This window comes from Ignavibacteriota bacterium (genome assembly GCA_016212665.1).
Lineage (GTDB): Bacteria > Bacteroidota > Ignavibacteria > UBA10030 > SZUA-254 > FW602-bin19.
Genome location: JACREZ010000023.1, coordinates 1 through 21643, shown reverse-complemented (window position 1 = coordinate 21643; position 21643 = coordinate 1). Strand labels below are relative to the sequence as shown.

15 protein-coding genes are annotated in these 21643 nt (G+C 45.9%); 1 reads left to right on the top strand and 14 read right to left on the bottom strand.

The features are described from left to right. Nucleotides 1–8: 8 nt before the first annotated feature. The 10 genes from HY960_07050 to HY960_07005 all read right to left on the bottom strand — a co-directional run bounded on the left by HY960_07050 (nt 9) and on the right by HY960_07005 (nt 14428). A complete protein-coding gene (locus HY960_07050; protein MBI5215495.1) occupies nt 9–743 on the bottom strand; it encodes a hypothetical protein in 735 nt (244 codons plus the stop codon). 14 nt (nt 744–757) lie between these two features. Next, nucleotides 758–1945 (bottom strand): Ni/Fe-hydrogenase cytochrome b subunit, encoded by a 1188-nt coding sequence (gene hybB / locus HY960_07045; GenBank protein MBI5215494.1) that lies wholly within the window; start codon nt 1943–1945, stop codon nt 758–760. Nucleotides 1946–1954: 9 nt separating this feature from the next. Continuing rightward, nucleotides 1955–2731 (bottom strand): 4Fe-4S dicluster domain-containing protein, encoded by a 777-nt coding sequence (locus HY960_07040; protein MBI5215493.1) that lies wholly within the window; start codon nt 2729–2731, stop codon nt 1955–1957. Further along, nucleotides 2731–3408 carry a hypothetical protein gene (locus tag HY960_07035; protein MBI5215492.1) on the bottom strand — a complete coding sequence of 226 codons (678 nt, stop codon included), beginning with the start codon at nt 3406–3408 and terminating at the stop codon, nt 2731–2733. Before HY960_07035 ends, HY960_07040 begins: the two co-directional genes overlap by 1 nt. Before the next feature lie 406 nt (nt 3409–3814). Beyond that, nucleotides 3815–5257, bottom strand: a complete 1443-nt coding sequence (locus tag HY960_07030; protein ID MBI5215491.1) for a hypothetical protein — start codon at nt 5255–5257, stop codon at nt 3815–3817. Nucleotides 5258–5392: 135 nt separating this feature from the next. Further along, nucleotides 5393–7246, bottom strand: a complete 1854-nt coding sequence (locus tag HY960_07025) for an ABC transporter ATP-binding protein (GenBank protein MBI5215490.1) — start codon at nt 7244–7246, stop codon at nt 5393–5395. Between the two features lie 133 nt (nt 7247–7379). Continuing rightward, nucleotides 7380–9140 (bottom strand): ABC transporter ATP-binding protein, encoded by a 1761-nt coding sequence (locus HY960_07020; protein MBI5215489.1) that lies wholly within the window; start codon nt 9138–9140, stop codon nt 7380–7382. A gap of 118 nt (nt 9141–9258) precedes the next feature. Then, nucleotides 9259–12336, bottom strand: a complete 3078-nt coding sequence (locus HY960_07015; protein ID MBI5215488.1) for an efflux RND transporter permease subunit — start codon at nt 12334–12336, stop codon at nt 9259–9261. Nucleotides 12337–12354: 18 nt separating this feature from the next. Next, nucleotides 12355–13893: an efflux RND transporter periplasmic adaptor subunit gene (locus tag HY960_07010; GenBank protein ID MBI5215487.1), complete on the bottom strand. Its 1539-nt coding sequence runs from the start codon at nt 13891–13893 to the stop codon at nt 12355–12357. Nucleotides 13894–13996: 103 nt separating this feature from the next. Then, on the bottom strand, nt 13997–14428 hold the full coding sequence (locus HY960_07005) for a hypothetical protein (GenBank protein MBI5215486.1): 432 nt from the start codon (nt 14426–14428) through the stop codon (nt 13997–13999). 174 nt (nt 14429–14602) lie between these two features. On the opposite strand from HY960_07005, the gene HY960_07000 reads away from it, so the two are divergent. After that, nucleotides 14603–16522, top strand: a complete 1920-nt coding sequence (locus tag HY960_07000; GenBank protein MBI5215485.1) for a redoxin domain-containing protein — start codon at nt 14603–14605, stop codon at nt 16520–16522. A 44-nt stretch (nt 16523–16566) separates the two neighbouring features. On the opposite strand, the gene HY960_06995 is transcribed toward HY960_07000, so the two are convergent. The 4 genes from HY960_06995 to HY960_06980 form a co-directional block, all read right to left on the bottom strand. Continuing rightward, nucleotides 16567–17181: a PEGA domain-containing protein gene (locus tag HY960_06995; protein MBI5215484.1), complete on the bottom strand. Its 615-nt coding sequence runs from the start codon at nt 17179–17181 to the stop codon at nt 16567–16569. Further along, nucleotides 17178–18410 carry a PQQ-binding-like beta-propeller repeat protein gene (locus HY960_06990; protein ID MBI5215483.1) on the bottom strand — a complete coding sequence of 411 codons (1233 nt, stop codon included), beginning with the start codon at nt 18408–18410 and terminating at the stop codon, nt 17178–17180. Before HY960_06990 ends, HY960_06995 begins: the two co-directional genes overlap by 4 nt. 96 nt (nt 18411–18506) lie before the next feature. Continuing rightward, on the bottom strand, nt 18507–21347 hold the full coding sequence (locus tag HY960_06985) for a PD40 domain-containing protein (GenBank protein ID MBI5215482.1): 2841 nt from the start codon (nt 21345–21347) through the stop codon (nt 18507–18509). After that, the gene (locus HY960_06980) at nt 21344–21547 is read right to left on the bottom strand and encodes a hypothetical protein (protein MBI5215481.1); all 204 of its coding nucleotides are present in this window, start codon (nt 21545–21547) and stop codon (nt 21344–21346) included. Before HY960_06980 ends, HY960_06985 begins: the two co-directional genes overlap by 4 nt. Between the last annotated feature and the right edge of the window lie 96 nt (nt 21548–21643).

Genomic DNA, 21643 nt, shown 5'->3' with positions numbered 1-21643 from the left:
AGAGGACGTCATCCGAAAACCGCCCTGAGAATTTTGATATATTTTTTTTGACCTAACATGTCGGCAACATGCTGAAGCATCACTCCGCCGTCGGCGAGCGTCGGTCCGATTTCGGAAGTTGGCTTCAGCGAGTTGAGGACAAGTTCATTGAACTGTTTGATATCATGCTCGTATTGTTCTTTCGCTTCGAGATGATTCATCAACCCGTTCGCATCATCAGCCGTGCAAGAGAGTTCGTACAACCATCCATCATCAAACGGATGCGAAAGCGCTTCGGACGGATTTTCTGTCGCGAAGGGATTCCGTTCCGTAATCATTCCATCGAGCGGCGCAACGAGTGGAAATGTTCCTTGTTCTAAAATAATCCACACAGATGCTTGCTTTTTCTTCTGCGCTTGTCCTTTCGACGGAAGTACGATAGATTTCGGGATGAGTAAAACACGCGCAAATTGTGGTTCGATTCCGACCCGAAATGTGTTTGCATCCCGTTTCTCAATCCAACAATGTCCATGACTATAGACGCGGTCTGCACGCAACGGTTCTGCCGGTGTTGCGTGGGTCGCCTGCGCAGTCTGTTGGTGTTGCATTGATTCATGAAAGAAATGTTCCCGCAACGCATGGTCAATCGGGCAGTCGTAACAATCGTACTCACGGTTGCAGAGTTGGTACGAAAGAATTCCCGCCGTTGTCCAGACGCACGGAACATCGTCAGTCAAATTGAAGAAACGGGATTGCTCTTGCACGGTGATGACTTTCTTTATGCGCGTTGTTGCTGAGAAACTGAGAGTAAATCTTCGACCAGCGGATGCAATGCAACTTCATGCAACTTCGGTTGTTCATGCTTGAAAATTGGCAGATACTTTGCCGCAAGTGAAAACACGATAAAGCCGAGAACAACAATGCTTAACGTGACAGAAATTTCCATCCAGTTCGGGAAGTATGAAACCCCAGCCCATGCTTCCATACCTGTGATGCCAATGTTCATTCTGTTAAAGATGAACCCGATGATAATCATCGCCGCGCTTGCAAATAATCCGCCATGACTTTCACGAACCTTCCGGATTGCCAGCATCGCCATCGGAATCAGGATTCCGATTGAGACTTCCGCCCAGTATAAGTATGTTTCCATGCGCGGAATAAAGAGCAACGAAATTGCATGCCGGTCAAGCAAGTCAACGACCTTCATCGTTGTTAACACCGCAAGCATGACGACGCTGATGCGCCCGATTTCCGTAAGTAAATCCATTTCCAAGCCGCGTTTGAATGCACGACTGCTGAGGAACGATTCAAATATCACCATCGCACAACCGACAGAAATTGCCGAAACGAAAAAGAAGACAGGCAAGTATGGCGAGTACCATAAACCGTACAACTTCTCCGGCACAATAAGATAGAGCGAGCCGAGCGATGATTGATGAAGCGTTGAAAGTATCACGCCGAGAATGATGAGCGGAACACTGACTTTGTGTAAAATGTTCAGCGTTTTTGTCATCTTGAATTTTTCGAGGACAACCGGGGCGAACTCAAGCGAAAGCACTGTCGTGTAGAGCATCACGCACCAGGCAACTTCAAACATCACCGAGCGCGGGTTCCACATAATGAGTGCGTGCCAGATTTGCAACGGTCGCCCCAAATCAAACATGAGCGCAACGATAACGAGCAGGTAACCAAGAAACGCTGTGAGAATTGTCGGTCGCACAATCGGTTCAAACCGTTTGATGTTGAAGATGTACACGATTGCCGCGATAGTAAAACCACCCGCCGCAAGTCCAACGCCGCACAGAATATCAAAGCCAATCCACAAACCCCACGGAAATTCATCGCTGAGATTTGTTGACTCGCCCAATCCTTGTGTGAACCGGATATATGTTGCTACAACGCCGCTTGCGAGAATCATAAACGCAATTGCGCGCCATACTGTAATTTTTGATAAAAGATTTTTCATATTCTCTCCTTAATTCATTGATGAGTGATTGCCGTTGCCGCGTTTTTCCAGAAGTTCTTTCTCGACCTTCTGAACGTCTTTTCTTCGATTCGTAATCCACCAGATGCCGTAGAGCATCACGCCGCCAACACTGACAATGTTCGGAATCTTCGAGAGAACATTCCACGTCAGCATCGGTAACGCGGTAGATTGCAAATTCGTCTTGAAGCCGAGTTGCTCGAACGGAACGCTTGAGATGTAGAGAATGGATGTCCCACCGACTTCATCAACGCCATAAACTTTGTTGACATATTTTTCCGGCTCGGCTTTGATTCTGTCGTACGCTTCACGAACCAAATCGTCGCGGTTGCCGAACTTTGTCGCGCCGCTCGGACAAGCTTCTGTACATGCAGGTTGCAATCCTTTTGCCTGTCTGTCTGCACAGAACTTGCATTTCATCACTTTTGGATAGGTACTGCTCCACTGATAGCGCGGAACCTGGAACGGACACGCCTGCATACAGTAGCGGCATCCGATGCACTTCGATTCATCATACAACACCGGACCGGAAGCCAATTTATCGAACGCTCCGACCGGGCAAACGGATGCGCACGTTGGGTCAACGCAGTGCTGACACATCCGTCTCACGTACGTCCCGTCATATTCATTCAACGCGGTGTAAGCGGTTGCGGAAAGAGAATGTTCTTCTCCTTCAGGCAATTTATTTTCCGTTTTGCACGCTTCCTGACATGCGTTACATCCGACGCACAATGTCAGGTCAATGAGCATTGCTTTTTTCGTAGTCATTACATCTCCCTTTCAGTGACAGAGAGGAATTCATGTTCAAATTGCCGACAGAGTTCTTTGCTCATCGTCTTCATCGCGCCGGCAACGGGAAGTCCGCCATCCTGCAATAATGCGGGGACCGGTTCGCTTCCGCCAATGCCTGCAACGAAATCTCTCAGCCGTGCAAACTCACGGTTCATCCACGAGCGCGTATCGGGACCGAGCATGAGCGAGCGTAAATCTGCAAACCGTGTTGGTTTAATTGTGTATGCCCAGCCATCGCTGAAGAGATTTGTTTGCATCAGGTCAGGATGTTGTAGCAAATCTTCATTCGTATTGAGGATTTCACATTCGATGGGAGAACGAACGGTCATCGAGTGTTCATTTTCCTGAAGTAATAAAATTGGTTCACCTTTTCCGACTTTCTCGCCTGCCTTTTTCAGCATCGTGACACGTGGTTTATCCAACATACGGCTGACAAAATCGTCAATTCCGATTCTGACTTTGCCGGACGGGAAGAGATTCATCCATGTGTGGGAAGGCGCGAAGTAAATTCCTTCCGGCGTACGGACGGAAAAAGATTGCATGACAGGTTTCTGTGCGAGAACGGGAGCGGCTTTCCGTTCCTTCGCTCTTCGCACGAACCAATCAATAGTTAAAAAGACAATGATAGTTGCAATGACAAATAGTACAGTCATTTTTGTAATTCCTTAGGTAGTTAATGTTCAAATAGTTTTCACTTGTGAGCCGAATGAAACAGCAGGCTCATTTGCTCATTACTAAGGAAAGAATTGTGCCACGAAGACGTACCCGAACAACTCCGATAAATCAGCTAAAAAGAAATTGAAAAGAAGGAAAATTTCGATTGTGTAGAAAACTTCAACTTGGTAAGCGTTGCATCCTTCAACACAAACCGAATCGAATCAAGAAATATTCTGCTAAATAATTATACAGCAACAAGTAAGCGTAGTGATGAATTATTCAATTGTACGTGTTGAACAATACAACAAAAAAGCGTTACAGAAATTACTTTCTCTAACGCTTTCTACCTTGATGAGGACAAACTACGAACTGTCAACCGTCAACAATGAATCAAACTAATCATCACCACGAATATCTAATCGTGTACGTCACCACTTTCTCCCCATCCTTTGCAATCTTCACAGGAAACTTGAGTGTGGATTGGTCAACCTTCTGCCACTCGGTGTTGCTCTTGGTGATTTCCCATTCGCTCCATCGCCAAGGGTGTTCATACACAAGAACTTCCGCTTGTTCAGATTTATGATTGCGAACTTTGATTTCGATAGTTTCCTCGACAACCCGCCCGTTCGAAAACGATTTGAAATCTTTCTGTACACGCTCGCCAACAATATCAAACGCATTGCCTAAGTAGAGACGAAGTTCCTCATCTTTCGGAGTGTGGTCAATCTCGTCCTCGCCGATGAATTGTTCTTTTCCTTCGTCATCCCGTTTATAGACACGTACTTTTCCTTTTGGCAATGCAATTCCAAGTCCCGCATCCTTTTCATTTTTGAATGTCACGAATACACCGACTTTGGGATTTGACTGTTGACCGAAATTTCCCTCCGAACGATACGAGTAGTTATTCCGGTACCACCGCCACTCGTTCGACATCCCGTCGTAGATGAACACTTTTTTACTTGCTACATTCTTCCCGGACGTTAATTCGATTTGCTTTGTCTCATTATCTTTCAAATCGGTTTTCCGTTGAAGCGAATAAAGTTTATACTCAAATAAATCTGTCTGTTTGAATTGCGGTTCGGCGGCATCCATTGTTTTCATCGCCATCACTCCACGCGCCTCATAATCAAATTGTTGCCGGACAATATTCACATCGCCTGCAACTAATTTCAATCCTGCATCCTTGAATGTTGTCCCCGAATTATTTATCAGCGTCACCCAACCCGTCATATCAAGTTTTGTGTCTTCTTTATTCAACAACACAACGTAATTGCATGACCACGAAAGTTGCCCCGCCAAGTAACTGATTTCCGTTTTGTGTTCTCCTTCTTTCGAGTTCGAAACAAGCCACTCAAGTTGCGGTCGAAGAATCAATCCTTCAGGGAGCGATGGAAGAACTAATCGCCCGGCGGGATTGATTTCGATTTTCTCTTTCACTTCCGCCACAAGCGGGTTGATGGAAAGGATTTTTCCTTCAACAGTAAATTCCTTCTTCGTTGATTCATCAAGCCGGACGAACTCTACCTGCTTGCCGATATATTTTTCCATCAATTTATTTTGATTCACCAAATCGTATTGATAATTTTGTTCGAGCACTTTCACCGCATCGGGCGCAGTCAGGCTGAGGAAATGGACGGAAGTGCCGTCAATTGTCTCAGGGATGTCCGGGACAACAACCCTACTTGTTCCTTTGGGCAATTTCAATACACGCTCTTCCCGAATCAAGGAAAGATTCTGATTATAAATAGTGAGGTCAACAGAAGTTCGTTCCGCTTGTTTTGTTTGTGCTAAACCAAACGAAGTCGTGAGAGTTAGAAGAATTGAGAAAATCAATAAGTATTTCATAAGTCACCTTGTTTTTTGTTTTTAACTTGAGATTGTACCAACGGAAGTTACAAAATGTTCCATAATAATTCATCACGGATTACACGGATGTAACGGATTTACACAGACATAATCCGCGTTTTATCTGTGGCTTTTTCAGTGAATATCCGTGGTTAATTTTTCCTGCTCTTTATACTGTAGTTGATACAACTTGTAGTAAATTCCGCCAAGCACAAGCAATTCCTGATGCGTTCCCATCTCACGGATTTCACCTTTGTGCATGACGATAATCTTGTTCGCCCGCTGAATGGTTGAGAGACGATGCGCAACGACAATGGAAGTTCTTCCTTGCAACAACTTTCTTATTGCTTGTTGGATTAAAATTTCGGTTTCGGTATCCACACTTGATGTCGCTTCATCGAGAATCAGTATCTTGGGATGAACGGCAAGCGCACGCGCGAAGGAAATCAACTGCTTTTGTCCGACGGAAAGCGTTGAGCCGCGCTCTTTCACTTCCGCATCGTACTGATTCGGCAACGCCTCGATGAACCGATGAGCGCCAACAACTCTCGCCGCCGCCTTCATTCTATCAGACGAAATTTCTTCGTTCCCCAGAGTGATGTTTGTTTTGATGTCGCCCGAAAAGAGAAACACATCCTGCAACACAATGGCGATATGTTTTCTCAAATCTTCTTTGTTGAACAATCTGATATCAATTCCATCAACAAGAATTTCACCGCGCTGGAATTCGTAAAAACGGCAGAGCAAATTCGTAATGGTCGTTTTCCCCGCGCCCGTATGTCCGACAATCGCCACTGTTTCCCCCGGCTCAATCTTCAGTGTAACGTTCTTTAGCACCCAGTCTTCTTTATCGTAGGCGAACCAGACATTCTTGAATTCGATTCTTCCCTTAAATGGTGAGTCGTGAGTTGTGTCCGCCAAAGGCGGATGCGCCTGTGGCGCAAGTTGTGAATTGTGAACCTTCAATCGTGAATCATCAATCGGAACCGTGTACTCAACTTTTGTATTGTCGTCAAGCAATTTGAAGACGCGCTCTGATGATGCCATCGCTGTTTGCATGATATTGTATTTCTCAGACAAATCGCGAATGGGACGCCAGAACATTTCGTTGAATTGCAAAAACGCCATCACGGTTCCGACTGTTATGTTACCGCCAAGTGAATCGAGTCCTGCGTACCAAAGCAACAAACCGATTGCAACAGCACCGACCAAATCAATTCCGGGATAAAAGAGTGCGTAATAAAAGATTGAGCGTACATGAGCGTCGCGTAAATCGGCATTGATGCCGGAAAATTTGTGATACGATTTCTTCTCGCGGTTGAAAATTTGGTCAACCATCATGCCGGTGATATGTTCCTGCATGAATGTGTTGATGCGGGCAAGATGAAGCCGGACATCCCGGTACGTCTCCCGCGCTTTCTTTCTGAACAGAAATGTTCCATAAAATAAAATCGGGACAACACTGAGGGAAATAAGCGCAAGTTCCCAGTTCATGGAAAACATGAACCACACAATTCCTGCAATCGTAAAGACATCGCTGAAGACCATGACGATTCCCGACGCAAACATTTCATTCAGCACTTCGATGTCGTTTGTAACGCGGGTAACCAATCGCCCAATCGGATTCCGGTCGAAGAATTTCAGCCCTAACCCCTGCAGATGCTTGAAGACTTCCATCCGCAAATCGAAGATAGCTTTTTGTCCGACCCACTGTGTCAGGTACGTATTCGCATACTGAATCAACCCGCGCAAAATCAATACAAGAAAGAAAACGACAGCGGTAATCAGCAATCCGGTTTTGTCTCCTTGCTTGATGTTGACATCAACCGCATGTTGTGTAAACCACGGGCGCACCGCTTCCATCCCGGCAACAATCACGCTGAGTCCGATACCAATCACCACATGCCAGCGATACGGCTTCAAGTATCTGAGAAGCCGTTTCATTAAACGGGTGTCGTAGGCTTTACCGAGGATTTCTTCTTCGTTCATTGATCAAATCAAAAAGTCAAATCGTATGCATTGTCATTCCTGCGAAAGCAGGAATCCATTTCGCTCTCGATGATTTTGGATTCCCGTTGGCACGGGAATGACACAGTGAGTAAGTAGGTTTCGTTTACCTGTGTCATAGCATTTCTAATTCTTGTTCAAGAAGTTGCTTCTCATACAATTCAGCATAAATTCCACCAAGCTCCAACAATTCACTGTGTGAACCTTGTTCTTTAATTTGCCCCTTATCTAAGACAACTATCAAATCAGCATCCTTAACTGTGGAAATTCGGTGACTGATGATAATGCTCGTTCGGTTCTTCATGACAGTGCGAAGTCGCTTCAGAATTTCTTCTTCGGTATAAGTATCAACTGCAGAGAGGGAATCATCAAGAATTAAAATTTTGGGATTGCGCATAATGGCGCGGGCGATGCTTGTTCGTTGCTTCTGTCCGCCGGAGAGTGTGATGCCTCGTTCGCCAATCATCGTTTCAAATCCTTTCGGAAACTCCTGAATGTCTTTGGCGATTTGGGAAATCTCGGCAACTTCTCTGACATGTTCTTCCGTTCCGTTATCAGTGCCGTAAGAAATGTTGTCGGCAATCGAATCGGAAAAAAGAAATGTCTCCTGTGGAACATAGCCGATGTGTTGTCGCAGAACCTCCAGCGGAATTTTTTTTACATCAATCCCGTCAATAAGCAACTCACCATCCGTAACATCATACAAACGGGGAATGAGATTAATGAGCGACGATTTTCCCGAACCGGTGTAACCGACAATCGCAAGTGTTACTCCCTGCTCAATCTTCAGGTTGAGTTTTTCGAGCGTTTGCTTACTCGCTCCTTTGTGTGTGAACGAAACATTTCTAAACTCAATCGTTCCTTGAATTTCCTTGATGGAAAAATCTGTCTCGTTTGAATTTTGAATCTCAGGAACCGTATCGAATATTTTCCCGAGTCGTTCCATTGAAGCGGCGCCCTGCTGTAAAATGTTTGTCACCCAACCGAATGCAATCATGGGCCAGATAAGCAAAATCAAATAACCAAAAAATGCTGTGAGCGTACCGATGGACATTTCTCCGTCAATCACTTTCAGTCCGCCGACATACACCGTGATGACGAGCGAACAACCGACAAGCAGAAACATCAGGGGCCACATAATGGATTGAACTTTTGCCAGAACCAAATTACGTTTCAGGTAATCGAAGCTGAGTTTCTCAAAGAGTTCAATCTCGTAGTTCTCCCGCACGTACGCCTGCACGATGCGAATGCCGGAAAGATTTTCCTGCGCCCGCATCGTGATTTCGGAGAATTGCTGTTGCCGCTCTTCAAATTTCTTGTGGACAATTTTGCCAAGTTTATAAACCGCAAACGAAACGAACGGAAGCGGAAGAAGCGCGTACAATGTCAACTGCCAATCGGCGGCAAACATCATCGCGAGCGTCATGCTGAAGGTCATGAGCGTATCGGTCGGGTACATAACGCCGGGACCGAGAACGTTTCGCACCGCGCCGATATCGTTGGTAGAGTGCGCCATCAAATCGCCGGTGGGAGTATTTTGAAAATACGAAAGAGGGAGTTTCTGGATGTGCGCCAGAAAATCGTTCCGGATATCAAACTCGATGTGCCGCGAAATGACGATGATTGTTTGCCGCGTCAGGAACGTAAACACGCCGGCAACCAATGTCAATCCGACTATGATTGCCGCATATTGTGCCAGCGTCCATTCATCAATCTGTCTGATTTCCAATCCTCGTTTTAATTCATCAACCGCACGACCGATTAATTTCGGTTGAACCACAGTAAACAAATTACTTGCAATAACTGTGATGAAACCAAAGAGAAGCGTTTTCTTGTATTTCCAGAGATATGGTTTGAGGCGAAGGAGCGATTTCATTGAGGAGAAAGATACGAAATGTTTGGAGAAAATAATTCATTCCAACGTATTATCGAATAATTCTCCCGACATTCTTACCATAAACTTCAGAATCAACCACGTTGAATTATCTTTTCATTTACTTCCTGTTTCCAAACTTCACATACAGCGCGGGTATCACAATCATATTCAAAGCAGTTGAACTGAGTAAGCCGCCAAGAATAACAATTGCCATCGGTGATTGAATCTCGTTTCCCGGTTCACTGCCGGCAATCGCAAGCGGAATAAGCGCAAGACCGGCTGACAACGCCGTCATGAGAATCGGACTGAGTCGCTCTAACGAACCGCGAACGATTGCTTCACGAAACTTCACTCCTTCTTCGATGAGATGGTTGTAGTGCGATACCATCAGGATTCCGTTGCGTGTTGCAATACCGAACAACGTGATGAATCCAACCAACGATGCGATACTGATAATACCATTGGAAAAGAAAACTGCAATCACGCCGCCAATGAGCGCGAGAGGAAGATTTACCATCACTAATAACGCCGTTTTGAATGAACGGAATTCAAGATACAATATCAGGTAGATTGCGAGAATTGCGGCAAGACTGAGGAGAGCGATGATGCGCGTCGCCCGTTGTTCGCTCTCGAACTGACCACCGTACTCGACATAATATCCTTCAGGAAACGAGACATTCGCTCCGACAAGTTTTTGTATATCCTCGATGACACTTCTCAAATCCCGTCCCGCAACGTTTGCCTGCACAACAATTTTACGCTGAACATTTTCCCTGCTGATGCTGTTCGCTCCTTTTTCCGAAGTGATGGTTGCAAGTTCCTGAATAGGAATCTTTTTCCCGGACGGTGTATCAAAGAGAGCTTGTTTAATTTTTTCAATACTTCCCCGATGGTTGTCATTGTAACGTACAAGCAAATCGAATGATTTCTGTCCTTCAAGCACTTGCGATACTACCTCGCCATTGAACGCAACATCAATTGCTTCGGAAAAATCGGCAACCGTCATTCCGTATTTTGCCATTGCAAGCCTGTTCGCTTTGATACGAATCTGCGGAACATCCATTTGCTGTTCGACTGCAAGGTCAGCAACGCCTTCCACTGTCTCCATCTGCTTTCTCACCGTTTCAGCAAGCAAACGAAGTCGTTGCAAATCTGAACCGAAAATCTTCACTGCAATATTTGCTCGTGTCCCGCTTAACATGTGGTCAATGCGATGTCCGAGCGGTTGACCAATCGTAATATTTGTTCCGGGGACAACCGTTAAACTTTTCCGAAGTTCATTGAGCATTTGTTCTTTCGAGCGGTCATCAAGCTCGAACCGTGCATCCAGCTCGGCGGAGTTGACACCCTGAGCGTGTTCATCAAGTTCTGCGCGTCCCGTTCTCCGCGCTGTTGATTTGATACAAGGATGTTCAAGCAGAATTTGTTCCACCAGATTTCCCAATTTGTTTGATTCATCCAACGATGTTCCGGGCATCGTTACAACGCTGATGGTAAGCGAGCCCTCGTTAAACTCAGGCAGAAATGCCCGACCGAGAAACGGCAGAATCGCAAGTGCAACAACTAATGCTATTGCCGCGCCAATAAGGATTGCCGTTGGTTTTGCCAGAACCCGATTGAGCGTTTTCAGATACATTCGTTTCAACACGCTTACAACAGTACTATCTCCATCTTTCGCCATGAACTTCGCACGCGGTAATAAGTAGAAACAGAGTGCGGGAGTAATTGTTAACGCGACAATCAGCGATGCACCGATGGAGGCGATGTAGGCAATCCCAAGCGGCGCGAGCAACCGTCCTTCAACTCCGCTCAGGAAAAAGAGCGGCAAAAAAACAACGATGATGATGAGTGTGGCATTCACGATGGATGAACGTATCTCACGCGAAGCATCGAAGATAACGTCAAACGTGGGGTGGCGTTCACTCTCCTCTTTCTTCGAATTCTCTTTCAATCGCCTGAACACATTTTCGACATCAATGATTGCATCATCCACAATCGCGCCAATCGCAATCGCCATTCCACCGAGTGTCATCGTATTGATAGTAATATCAAAGAACTTCATCACAAAAATTGCAAAGATGAGAGAGAGCGGCATTGCTGTTAGCGAGATGAAGGTTGTCCGAACATTGCCAAGAAACAGGATAAGAATAATGATGACGAGAATCGCTCCATCGCGGAGTGCGGCAAGAATATTGTTGATGGCAATCTGAATGAAATCCGACTGACGGAAGATGTGTGAGTTGATATTCATTCCTTCGGGAAGTGTTTTTTGAATATCCGCCAGAGTTACTTCGATACGTTCCGTAAGTTCAAGTGTATTTGCCCCGGGCTGTTTCTGAATGGAAATAACAACAGCAGGTTTTGCATTCACCGAGCCATCACCGATTTTCGTTGCGGCATCAATCTTTATTTCTGCAACATCGCTGACGAGGATGGGAACATTGTTTCTCACTGTAACGACCGATATGCCAATGTCATCCACTGAATAGACGCGCCCTAATCCGCGAATCAAATACTCTTGCCCCTTCTCCATGAATACACCGCCTGAGGAATTTGCATTTGATTCTTCAACTGCATGTAACACATCCTCCACCGACACATTGTATGAGAGAAGCTTATCAGGATCAACGAGAACCTGATATTGTTTTCTCCCGCCGCCGATCGGAACGACTTGCGACACACCCGGAACTGCAAGCAACCGTTTCCGAATCGTCCAATCGGCAACCGTACGTACATCGAGTTGTGAATGGTTATCGCTTGCAACACTGACGAGCATAATCTCTCCCATAATTGAAGAAATCGGAGCGAGAACAGGAGCAGAGACTCCTGTCGGTAATTGAGCGCTGATAAGCTGAAGTTTTTCATTGACGATTTGACGCGCAATAAAAATATCCGTTCCCCAATCAAACTCTACCCAGATAATCGAAATTCCCATCGCCGAGGAGGAACGAACACGACGCACTCCCGTAGCACCGTTCGCCGCAGTTTCGATGGGAAACGTTACCATGGTTTCTACTTCTTCCGTTGCCATTCCATGCGCCTCGGTGAGGATGACGACCGTTGGGGCAGTGAGGTCGGGAAAAACGTCAACGGGAATTTGTGTAACGGTAAACGCACCGACAACAAGAAGCGCAACTCCCGCGATGATGACGAGGAGTCTGTTTTTCAATGATGCTTTTATGATTCTATCGAGCATATTCTTCTTCCCTCTTTTTTAATGCGCGTGTCCGTGTGCCGGAAGTTGTGACGAAAGCGATGCCAGTCGTACCTGATATGCACCGATCGTTACAACACGTTCGCCCTCCAGAATTCCACTGATAATTTCCACCCGGTCCGCTTCCTTCGCTCCAAGTTGAACTTCCCGCCTTGCAAACGCTTCGCCTTCCACATGAACATAAACGCTGTATCGTCCTTCTTCCTCAATGAGAGCAGATTCAGGCACGACAAGCGCATCACGTTCGTTCCCGGTTGAAATGTGTACCTCGCCAATCATCCCGATGCGAAGTGTGTTCAGGAAGTTGTTCACCTGGAAAATCACCGGAACGGTTCGCGTCATTTCTTCAACAACATTTCCGACAGAAATTAATTTTCCATTCTGTTCATCTATTGAAAGCGGTTCCTCTACACCAGAAATCTGCATCCACGCTTTTTGGGGATGCGACACTTTTCCAATATCGGTGACAGGAACGTTGACTCGTATCCACACTTCTTTTGTATCAATGATGCGGAACAGCGGTTCGCCGGCGTTCACTTGTTTTCCAGGCACGATAGATAACTCAGAAATCGTTCCTGAAATCGGAGCAATCAACTGAAATCCATTTGCAAGTGAAAACGAGAATGTATCATTTTTCGTTTGAATGTAACTGCTCAGAGTTTTGTACGTGGCAACCGCGCGACGAAATTCAGACTCGGCTTCCTGCAACTCCTTTTCAGAAATACCTTGGATGGCATATAATTTCTTAGCGCGCTCCAACTCACGCTTTGCAAGATCCCGTTCTGTTTCTGCATCGGTAAAGCGCGAGGCGAAATCCTCGTTTCCTCCCTGAGTTTCTGCCGAAGGCATCATGAGTGCGAGAATTGTTCCTCGCTCGACCAGCGAACCCGGGACAGGCAATCGGAGATTCTTTTCCGCAGGAATGTATCCGGTAAACGGCGCGGCGACAATTGCTTCCGCATTGAGTTTCGGAACAATTTCACCGGCGGCATGAATTGTATTGCTGATTCGTTCCTGCCGAACAGGCTCAGTACGGAAATCGGTTTTCCATTGCTGTTCTTTCAAATAGGTGATGAGTTCTTCGCCCGATGAACTTTCTGCTTCCTCCGGAATGTCGGCTTCAGAAGGTTGTACCAGTAAATCTTCAATCTGAAGTGTATCCGTTTCCACGCCGTTCACAATCATGGTCAGATGAAATGTTCCTGCTTGATTGAATGTTACTGTTGGACGAAATATTCCTGGCGATGTCGGACTATCTGTCGAAGCGGTAAAATGAACCCCATCCGACGATGTAAACTCAAGAGTGAGTTGCCCTTCGGTAACCGCTTTGAAATTGGAAATCCATGTGAGATGGACGGCGAACCGCACCTCTTTCCCAATAACGAGCGCAGGATATTCCATAAATAATTCTGTCTTGTTTGTCCAGAGTGTAACCGAGCCGCCGCCTTTGGCAACAGGCTTTGATGACTCTTCTTGTTGTGCGCATCCTGAAACAAAAAGAATAACCGCGATGATGAAAATGAAAACGTGATGTTTCATACTATTATCTTCATAATGATAAAATTGTAGTGAAATAAAAATACATCTCTTCCTTGTTGATTGTTTATCAACAGGAAAATATGCACGGAAAGAAAAAGGGGGCTTAGACTGTCGGGGGAGCGCGACCTGCGCGGTCGGGAGTGATTCCTTGGAGAATCGGAGGATCGGAGTCATGCAAATACAGTTGTTTGCAAGTTTCCATCGAAGAGGAAATCGAAATATCTGAACAAGACTCCATCTCAATCTGTTTTGAATAGGAAACAATTGAGTGCTGTGTTCGTGTCAGCGAAGCAAGAAGATGAACCGTAGCAACGGAATGATTATGCGTCTGCTCATTCTGAGTCAGAGTCGCATCGTTAACGTGTGTTTGAAAAGTTTCAATACTATCATGAGCATGAAGAACCAATTCATCCTCATGAACAGAACCATCATCTTCGTGAAGATGAAGACCGCTTCCGAAAACAAGAGAAATCAAATACATCGAGAAAACGATACATCTGATTGCGTTGTGCAAAATATTGGATACTTGAAACATTTGCGTGCTTAATATACAAATTGAGGTTCCAATTCCAAATTGAAAAAATCCGTTGGAACTACTCTGAATATTTCTAAAAAATTGAACTTCTTTGATTTGATTCCCAATCATCATTTTCGTACTTTGCATCCGCATTAATCATCATCTCTAATCACCTCAGACCGAAAGATAGCAATGAAACTGTTATTTGTTGTTTCGTTATTCATCATATTCACGTTCTTTTCTTTTGCACAATCTTCTCACGTTTCCATCACTCCCGAACAGCCAAAAGTCGGAGATAAAATTACCGTTACATACAGAGCGGAAAATCCCGATGTTCTTCTTGCCAAAGCGGAATCCATCACAGCGTTGTGTCTCGTCTATCGGGGCGAGGAAGACCCATTAGCGCTCGAATCACCGATGAAGAAAAACGGAACAACATGGACGGCGTCATTTTCACTGACAGAAAAAAATGCCCGACACCTTGCATTTCAGTTTGTCGCCGATGAAACGTACGACGATAACGAACGGGATTGCTGGACACTTTTTGTGTATGATAAAAATGATAAGCCGGTGCAAGGAGCGCATTCTTCGCTTGCAGAAGTGCTTCAAAATGGCGGACAATATTTCGGAGAAAATCAGGATGTCGAGCAGGCGAAAGCGGAAATTGCAAGGGAACTGGAACTCTACCCGGACAACTCCGATGCGCTTGTGCTCTATGTGAAGCAACACGCGGATGCGGAACGGAATCCCGAAACAACAGAGCGGCTTGTCACGACACTCAACACGCTGGCTGAGAAATTCAAAAACGATGAAGAAAAACTCCACCGCCTTGTATTTCTGTTTTCTATGATTGGAGAAAAAGAAAAATCGAAGGCGTTGGAGGAGAGCGTTATCGCTGACAATCCGAAAGGATATTTTGCACAACAGAAACTCCTCCGTCCATATTACAACGAACAGAACACGGATGCGGCGGCGGAAATTATCCGGACTGCGGTGGAAACATTTCCCGACCTTGAAACAGAGGTAAAACAATCACGGCTGGAAAATCTTGTCTATAGATACACGAATGAAAAGCAGTTCGAAAAAGCGGAAGAATGGTTGCTGAAATTGCCGAAGCCGAACGGCGTCTATTATAATTACCTTGCACGCACGATGGTGGACGACGGAACAAATCTTGAAAAAGCATCCTTGCTTGCACAGAAGGCGGTTGCATTGAACAAAGCAATTTCTTCCGATGAGAAAAAGTCATACATGCGTCAAAGCGATTTTGAAGCCGACACGAAAAATAAGTTGGGCGCATCGCTTGGAACGTATGGCAACGCGCTTCTGAAAATGGAAAAGTTCACTGAAGCGGAGCCTGTTCTCCATGAAGCATACGAAGCAAACGGCGGCGCAAGTCCTGACATCAATCAGCGATACGTGGTAGCATTGACAAAAAATAAACAGTTCGGGAAAGCAATAGAAGTTGGACTGGCGTGCATCAACAAACAAAAAGACAACGCAATGCTCTTGGATAATTTGAAAGAGGCATATATCGGTCGGGATGGTTCGGAGAAAAATTTTGCCGATGCCTTGACGCTAAAGAAAAAAGCATTCGAAGAAGCAATCACGAAAGCAGGAAAAGAACATGCGGCGAAAATCGAAAAGAAAATCAAAGAGGAACGAACGAACAAGGTAGCGACTGATTTCACGTTAAGCGATTGGGACGGAACGTCAGTCACTCTTTCTGCCCTGAAAGGAAAAGTTGTCATCGTAGATTTCTGGGCGACGTGGTGCGGTCCCTGCAAGCAATCATTTCCGTATTTGCAATACGTGTATGAGAAATATCAGTCGAACGAAAACGTGAAGATTCTCGCGCTCAATACATGGGAACGCATCAAGGGAGACTCGGCAATTATTGAAAACGCGAAAAAGTTTATGGGGACAAATAAATATTCTTTCCCCGTGCTGTTCGATAAAAATGAGGTTGTCAACCATTATGAAGTGGAAGGCATCCCGACAAAATTTATTATTGATAAGAAGGGAAACATCGCCTACACATCAATCGGGTTCGATGGTCCGCAGATGGTAGAAGAGATGGTTCAGGAAATTGAGATGTTGTTGAAAGAGTAATCTTTTAGGTGGACTCCATCTGCAGATGGAGTCCACCTTACCAACTACTTTGAGAGTAAAAAGTACGTCAGCAAGCCAAGATTTATTTCACACACACCGAGCGCGATTCCCGAAACCGTGTCATACGTTTTCACCTTATCAAGTGCGCTTTGGTCCCCCGTCCGTTCAAATTCATCGTAAAGATTGTCTGCCTTGATTTTAAAAAACGCCGCGACCGCGCCGGAAACTATTGCGGCAGATGAAGTAAGATACAGCGGCAAATTATTCGATGGTAATCCGTTCGCAAGCGCGTGTCTTGGTACAATCGAACCGGAATCGCTGTTAACGTTTTCAAGTGGATGAATCAACATCCTGCTCTGATATATCGGCGAAGGAGGTTGAACAACGGTTCGTTTCAGATGTTCACCGCCCGCGACGCTCACCGTTTCAACAACAGGAATCTGATACCAACTTCTTGTTCCGGGCTGAACAAATCTCAACACGTGCGTTCCTGAAATGAGCGAAACAGAATCAAGCGGCGTTTCACCAAGCAAAACAGAATCAACATACACATTGATTGTTCCTGTATCGTTTGTTACCGATAACCAACTTGTTTCTTGTGCTGATGTTTGAACCATCAACACGAAAAACAGCCAGCCAAAAACTACAAACTGCTTCATCGTTCCTCCGACTTCAATCCAACCACCATCCTGTTATCGAGCGGCAATATCAAATAGTCTCCAAAAATTACCGGCATGGATTTGATTCGTCCCTCAGCAACGTAATTCCACAACCGCGTACCGTTTGTTGCATCGAAAGCGTAGAGATTTTTATCGAGCGAACCGACATAGACAACTTTTCCCGAAACCAACGGTGCACAACTGATTGCGCTTTGAACTCGTTCCTTCCAAACAATCTTGCCCGATGTTTTCTCAAGGCAAAATATTTCTCCTCCGCTCGTACCAACATACATTCGCGTTTCATCAACCGCCTGTGAGGAAAATATTTTCGCGCCAAGATGTTGCTTCCATGCAACCGTTCCGTCGTTGATATTCAATGCGTAGAAGAATTCATCCTGAGAACCGAAAAACACTTTCCCATCGCTGACTGATGGCGAAGCGAAAATACTTTTCCCTGTTTCCGTCCGCCACAATAATTTTCCATCTTCGAGTGAAAGACAAAAGACTGAGCCGTCATCGCAACCGAACACAAGCACGTTCCCGTCGCTTGCAGGCGAGGAATGAATGAACGCCGACCGCTCGAACAACGGAAGGAGGAACTTCCACACAACCGCACCGGAGTTTTTCTCAATGCAATATGTGTAACCGTTTAATGTGGTCACATACAGTTTATTATTGATAAGCAATGGTGACGTTTCGATGCCACCGAGTTTTGCTTTCCACACAACTTTTCCTTTCACAAGGTCATACGCCTGAAGACTTTCTTCTGTGTTTGCAATCGCGATATACACCATCTCGCCATCAACAACAGGCGTTCCGATAAGCGCTTTGTCAAAATCCACCGAGCCGACCGACTTCCCCGTTCGCAGATGAATAACATGCAACTCCCCCTGAAGCGTACCGAGAAACACAAAACTATCGGCAACCGAAACCGGGTACTCACTGAATCCCGCGGCGGCATCATACATCCAAGCCACTTCAAGCGGCGGCGTAAGTGAAAACGAAGAAACATTCGTCCGCTCTTTCACCCCTCCGTACTGCGCCCAATTCCTCTCGCTTACTTTCTGTGTTTCGGGCAATCGGAGATAATTACAACCCTGAAAAAGTAAAAAGTAAAAAATAAAAAGTAAAAATATCAATCGTATCTTCTTCGATGAAACTATCCAGCGCGGGTGCAGGCGAGCGCGGGTACGCGAGAGTATTTTCATCTTATCAATTTGTGTAACCATTTCAGTATTCAATCACAATCAGCAATCATAAATCAGAAATCATAAATCTGCAATCATCAATATAAATCCGAAATTGGCAATCCGAAATCCGAAATTTCAAAAGTCCCATCCGAAGAAAAACTGTTGGAAGGTTTCGCTCTCGATGCGTTTGAAATCGTCAACGATTCGCTTGCCGACATCATACCGCAACACAAACGCGCCGCCGAAGTTCAGTCGAACGCCGCCGCCAACACTCCCGAGTGTTTGGTTGTAGTTTTCATCCCACGCATTGCCTGCATCAAAAAAGAGCGCGCCGCGCAACCCGACAAATGAGACTCCACCGAACGGAAACCGGAATGAAAGTTGGTCAACAAACGGAAAGCGTAACTCGTGCGACGTAAGCCAGAGTTTTTTGCCGCGGATACTCCATCGCGGGTAACCGCGCAAATCCCAACTTCCCCCCATGAAAAACCGCCGCGCTTCTTTTCCTTCATTGAAAAACAACCAGAACCGCACTGCATATGCCGAGCGTTGCGCCAGCCGGAAGTAATGACGGTAATCGAATATTGCCGAGTAGTAATTTGCATTTGAGTATTGAATGTCCGTCGTGTAGGCAAGTGTAACGTTGAAGCGACTGCCATCTAAAGGACCACTCGGTCCCCACAACGAGTTATCATGCACAAACGAAATCGAGTTCGAAAGAAACAACGCCCGCCGCTGTTCAACTCCGTAAATCACTTCCTTCTCCGAATTGCTCACGCTTGTCGTGGATTCGAGCCGGCGGAACTTCGAAAGCGGGTAACTCAACGCAAAGTACCCGCCGAACACACGCTCATAAAAATACAAATCCGGGTCACGCAAATCGTACCGCCTGCCGGAGAAACGATACACACCGTACGAGTAACTCGTCCGCTTCTGCAACGACATACGAGAGATGGCAATGTTAAAACTTTCTAAAATTTCATCCGTCGCTTGCGCAGTATTATAGAGCAGGAAATAATATTGCTCGTTCCCAAGCAAATCGCTGAGCGCCAGATACGCGCCGCCCGCCGTCCCGAATACCGGGTCGGTAGAAATCTGACTTCCGGCAATGTCCAGACTGTAATCACCGGTGTATTGCAATTCATCAATACTGTCAGCGGCGGCAATCGCTTTCGGCGACCACGGTTTTTCGAGCGGAACAATATCCAACTTCTTCACCGTCTTCGATGAATCAACCAACGCACGAACATTCTTCACATGACGAATCTGAAAACTGAAATTCTCAAACGCGGTAAACACCAATCCGCTATCTGTCCACGAAGGGTCAAACGCCGCCGTTGTAAAATGTGTCAACTTCTTCATCTCTCGTTCCCCACTCCTCCCAGGAGAGGGGCCAGGGGTGAGGTCTGTGAGGTCAACACACCAAACATTCCTCGCCCCTCCAAGTTCCGACGTAAACACCAACAACGTCCCATCCGGCGACCACGAGGGCGAGTAATAACTTTCATTCCCGTACGTCAGGTATTCAATATCGTTGTTCGACAAATTCAGGAGGAACAAATTATATTTTCCCTGTTTACCGAACGGAGTTCTGTCCGAACTGAACGCAATCCAATTTCCATCCGGCGACCATGCAGGGTCTTTATCGTCGTAGAAATCTTTCGTCAATCGCGTCAGCGTTTCTTGCTCGTTATCCCAGATGTACAAATCACTGCTTCCCGATTTATCAACCGAAGAAAATACAATCCGCTTCCCGTCCGGCGACCACGATGGCGAACCAAGCACGACAAGACTATCAAACTTCAACGTCTGCTCAATTGTTTTTTGTTCGATGTTGTAAACATGAAGCACATCGTTCTCTCCGCTCTTGGTAACAAACGCAAGTCGCCCGTCCGTTGAAATGCTTAACTTACTTTGGAACAGATGAAATGCTTCGAGTTCATCCGTCCGCTCCCCCTCAATCACAACTTCCGGCTTCGCCTTTGCGCTATCGAACGGAACGCGGTAAATGCTCGTGTACCCCGAATGATTCCCGATGAAATAAATTTCTTTCCTTTTTCCTTTTTGATAAAAGACCGGCTTCGCGTTGAATCCTTCAGTGACAAGCGCTTTGCTTGCCGCGCTCGGCGCATCCGAAAGAGCGAGCAACGGGTAATACGTTTTCTTCAACCAGTACGTCCAATCGTTGTCGAACTCTTCGTACGATTTGTTCAGCGTCATCTTGAACACTTCCTCGAACGAAGTCGCCTTCCACATGTTTTCCATAAGTAACAACACTTTTTCGTCGCCATATCGCTCGGCAATGAACTGTAAAATGTTCTGACCTTCCTTATACATCAGGAACGAGCCGAAAATTCTCGACATCTCATCGAGCGGAACGACATAATTATTCACCACCGCATCGCGCATCACCATCTCTGCCTGTGCATCCTCGCGGAAATTCGGAATTGACCAGAACTCCGCAAGCCCTTCCGTGAACCAGAGCGGAGGGAGTCTATCCTGCGGCAAGCGATGGTCGGCAAGCACACGTGTAACTTTACTGTGCATAAAGACATGCACCAACTCATGCCGGATGACATGACGAAAATCCCACAGCGAACCGTTGAACGGAATAACGACACGACCTTTCATAAATTCGAAAAATCCGCCGACGCCTTCCGGAAGAAATCCGGGCGTTGTGTTCGTCTGTTGGAAATGCAGATGTGAACTGTAAAAAATCAGTGGAATCCTGTTGCCGACATTGTGATTGAATTTTTGCTCCAGTGCCTTGTAACTCTCCTCCGCAAATGCCGCGCCCCGCTCGGCAAGTTCTTTCATCTCAGGATAATAATAGATATCGAAATGGTCGGTCTTCAGCACATGCCAGTTGAACTGCGTGTATTGAACTTTGTTTCTTCCGAAATAGAAAAACTGCGCTGTCGCCACTTCCGCAACGAGACAAATGAGAAGGAGCAATTTAATAAACGTGTGTCTCATCGTATGGAAGGTCTCAATTGAAAAAACAACCAATCGTCATTCCGACGCATGTCGGAATCTATTGCATCGTGATGTAGATTGATGCCGAAATATCCGCGAAATGCCGTCATGCCGAACTCCTGCCCGTCCGGTCTATAACTCGACTCGTTGAGCAGGCGGGTGTTTCGACACGTCATGCCGAATTTGTTTCGATACGTCATGCCGAACTTGTTTCGGCATCTAAATCCGTGTGAAGAAAACAGAAATCCCGTCATGCCGAACTTGTTTCGGCATCTAAATCCGTGTGAAGAAAACAG

Excerpts from the sequence above, each read along its gene's own strand:
- hybB (MBI5215494.1), bottom strand. The coding sequence starts at position 1,945 with ATGAAAAATCTTTTATCAAAAATTACAGTATGGCGCGCAATTGCGTTT.
- HY960_07040 (MBI5215493.1), bottom strand. The coding sequence starts at position 2,731 with ATGACTACGAAAAAAGCAATGCTCATTGACCTGACATTGTGCGTCGGA.
- HY960_07035 (MBI5215492.1), bottom strand. The coding sequence starts at position 3,408 with ATGACTGTACTATTTGTCATTGCAACTATCATTGTCTTTTTAACTATT.
- HY960_07030 (MBI5215491.1), bottom strand. The coding sequence starts at position 5,257 with ATGAAATACTTATTGATTTTCTCAATTCTTCTAACTCTCACGACTTCG.
- HY960_07025 (MBI5215490.1), bottom strand. The coding sequence starts at position 7,246 with ATGAACGAAGAAGAAATCCTCGGTAAAGCCTACGACACCCGTTTAATG.
- HY960_07020 (MBI5215489.1), bottom strand. The coding sequence starts at position 9,140 with ATGAAATCGCTCCTTCGCCTCAAACCATATCTCTGGAAATACAAGAAA.
- HY960_07015 (MBI5215488.1), bottom strand. The coding sequence starts at position 12,336 with ATGCTCGATAGAATCATAAAAGCATCATTGAAAAACAGACTCCTCGTC.
- HY960_07010 (MBI5215487.1), bottom strand. The coding sequence starts at position 13,893 with ATGAAACATCACGTTTTCATTTTCATCATCGCGGTTATTCTTTTTGTT.
- HY960_07005 (MBI5215486.1), bottom strand. The coding sequence starts at position 14,428 with ATGTTTCAAGTATCCAATATTTTGCACAACGCAATCAGATGTATCGTT.
- HY960_07000 (MBI5215485.1), top strand. The coding sequence starts at position 14,603 with ATGAAACTGTTATTTGTTGTTTCGTTATTCATCATATTCACGTTCTTT.
- HY960_06995 (MBI5215484.1), bottom strand. The coding sequence starts at position 17,181 with ATGAAGCAGTTTGTAGTTTTTGGCTGGCTGTTTTTCGTGTTGATGGTT.
- HY960_06990 (MBI5215483.1), bottom strand. The coding sequence starts at position 18,410 with ATGGTTACACAAATTGATAAGATGAAAATACTCTCGCGTACCCGCGCT.
- HY960_06985 (MBI5215482.1), bottom strand. The coding sequence starts at position 21,347 with ATGAGACACACGTTTATTAAATTGCTCCTTCTCATTTGTCTCGTTGCG.
- HY960_06980 (MBI5215481.1), bottom strand. The coding sequence starts at position 21,547 with ATGACGTATCGAAACAAATTCGGCATGACGTGTCGAAACACCCGCCTG.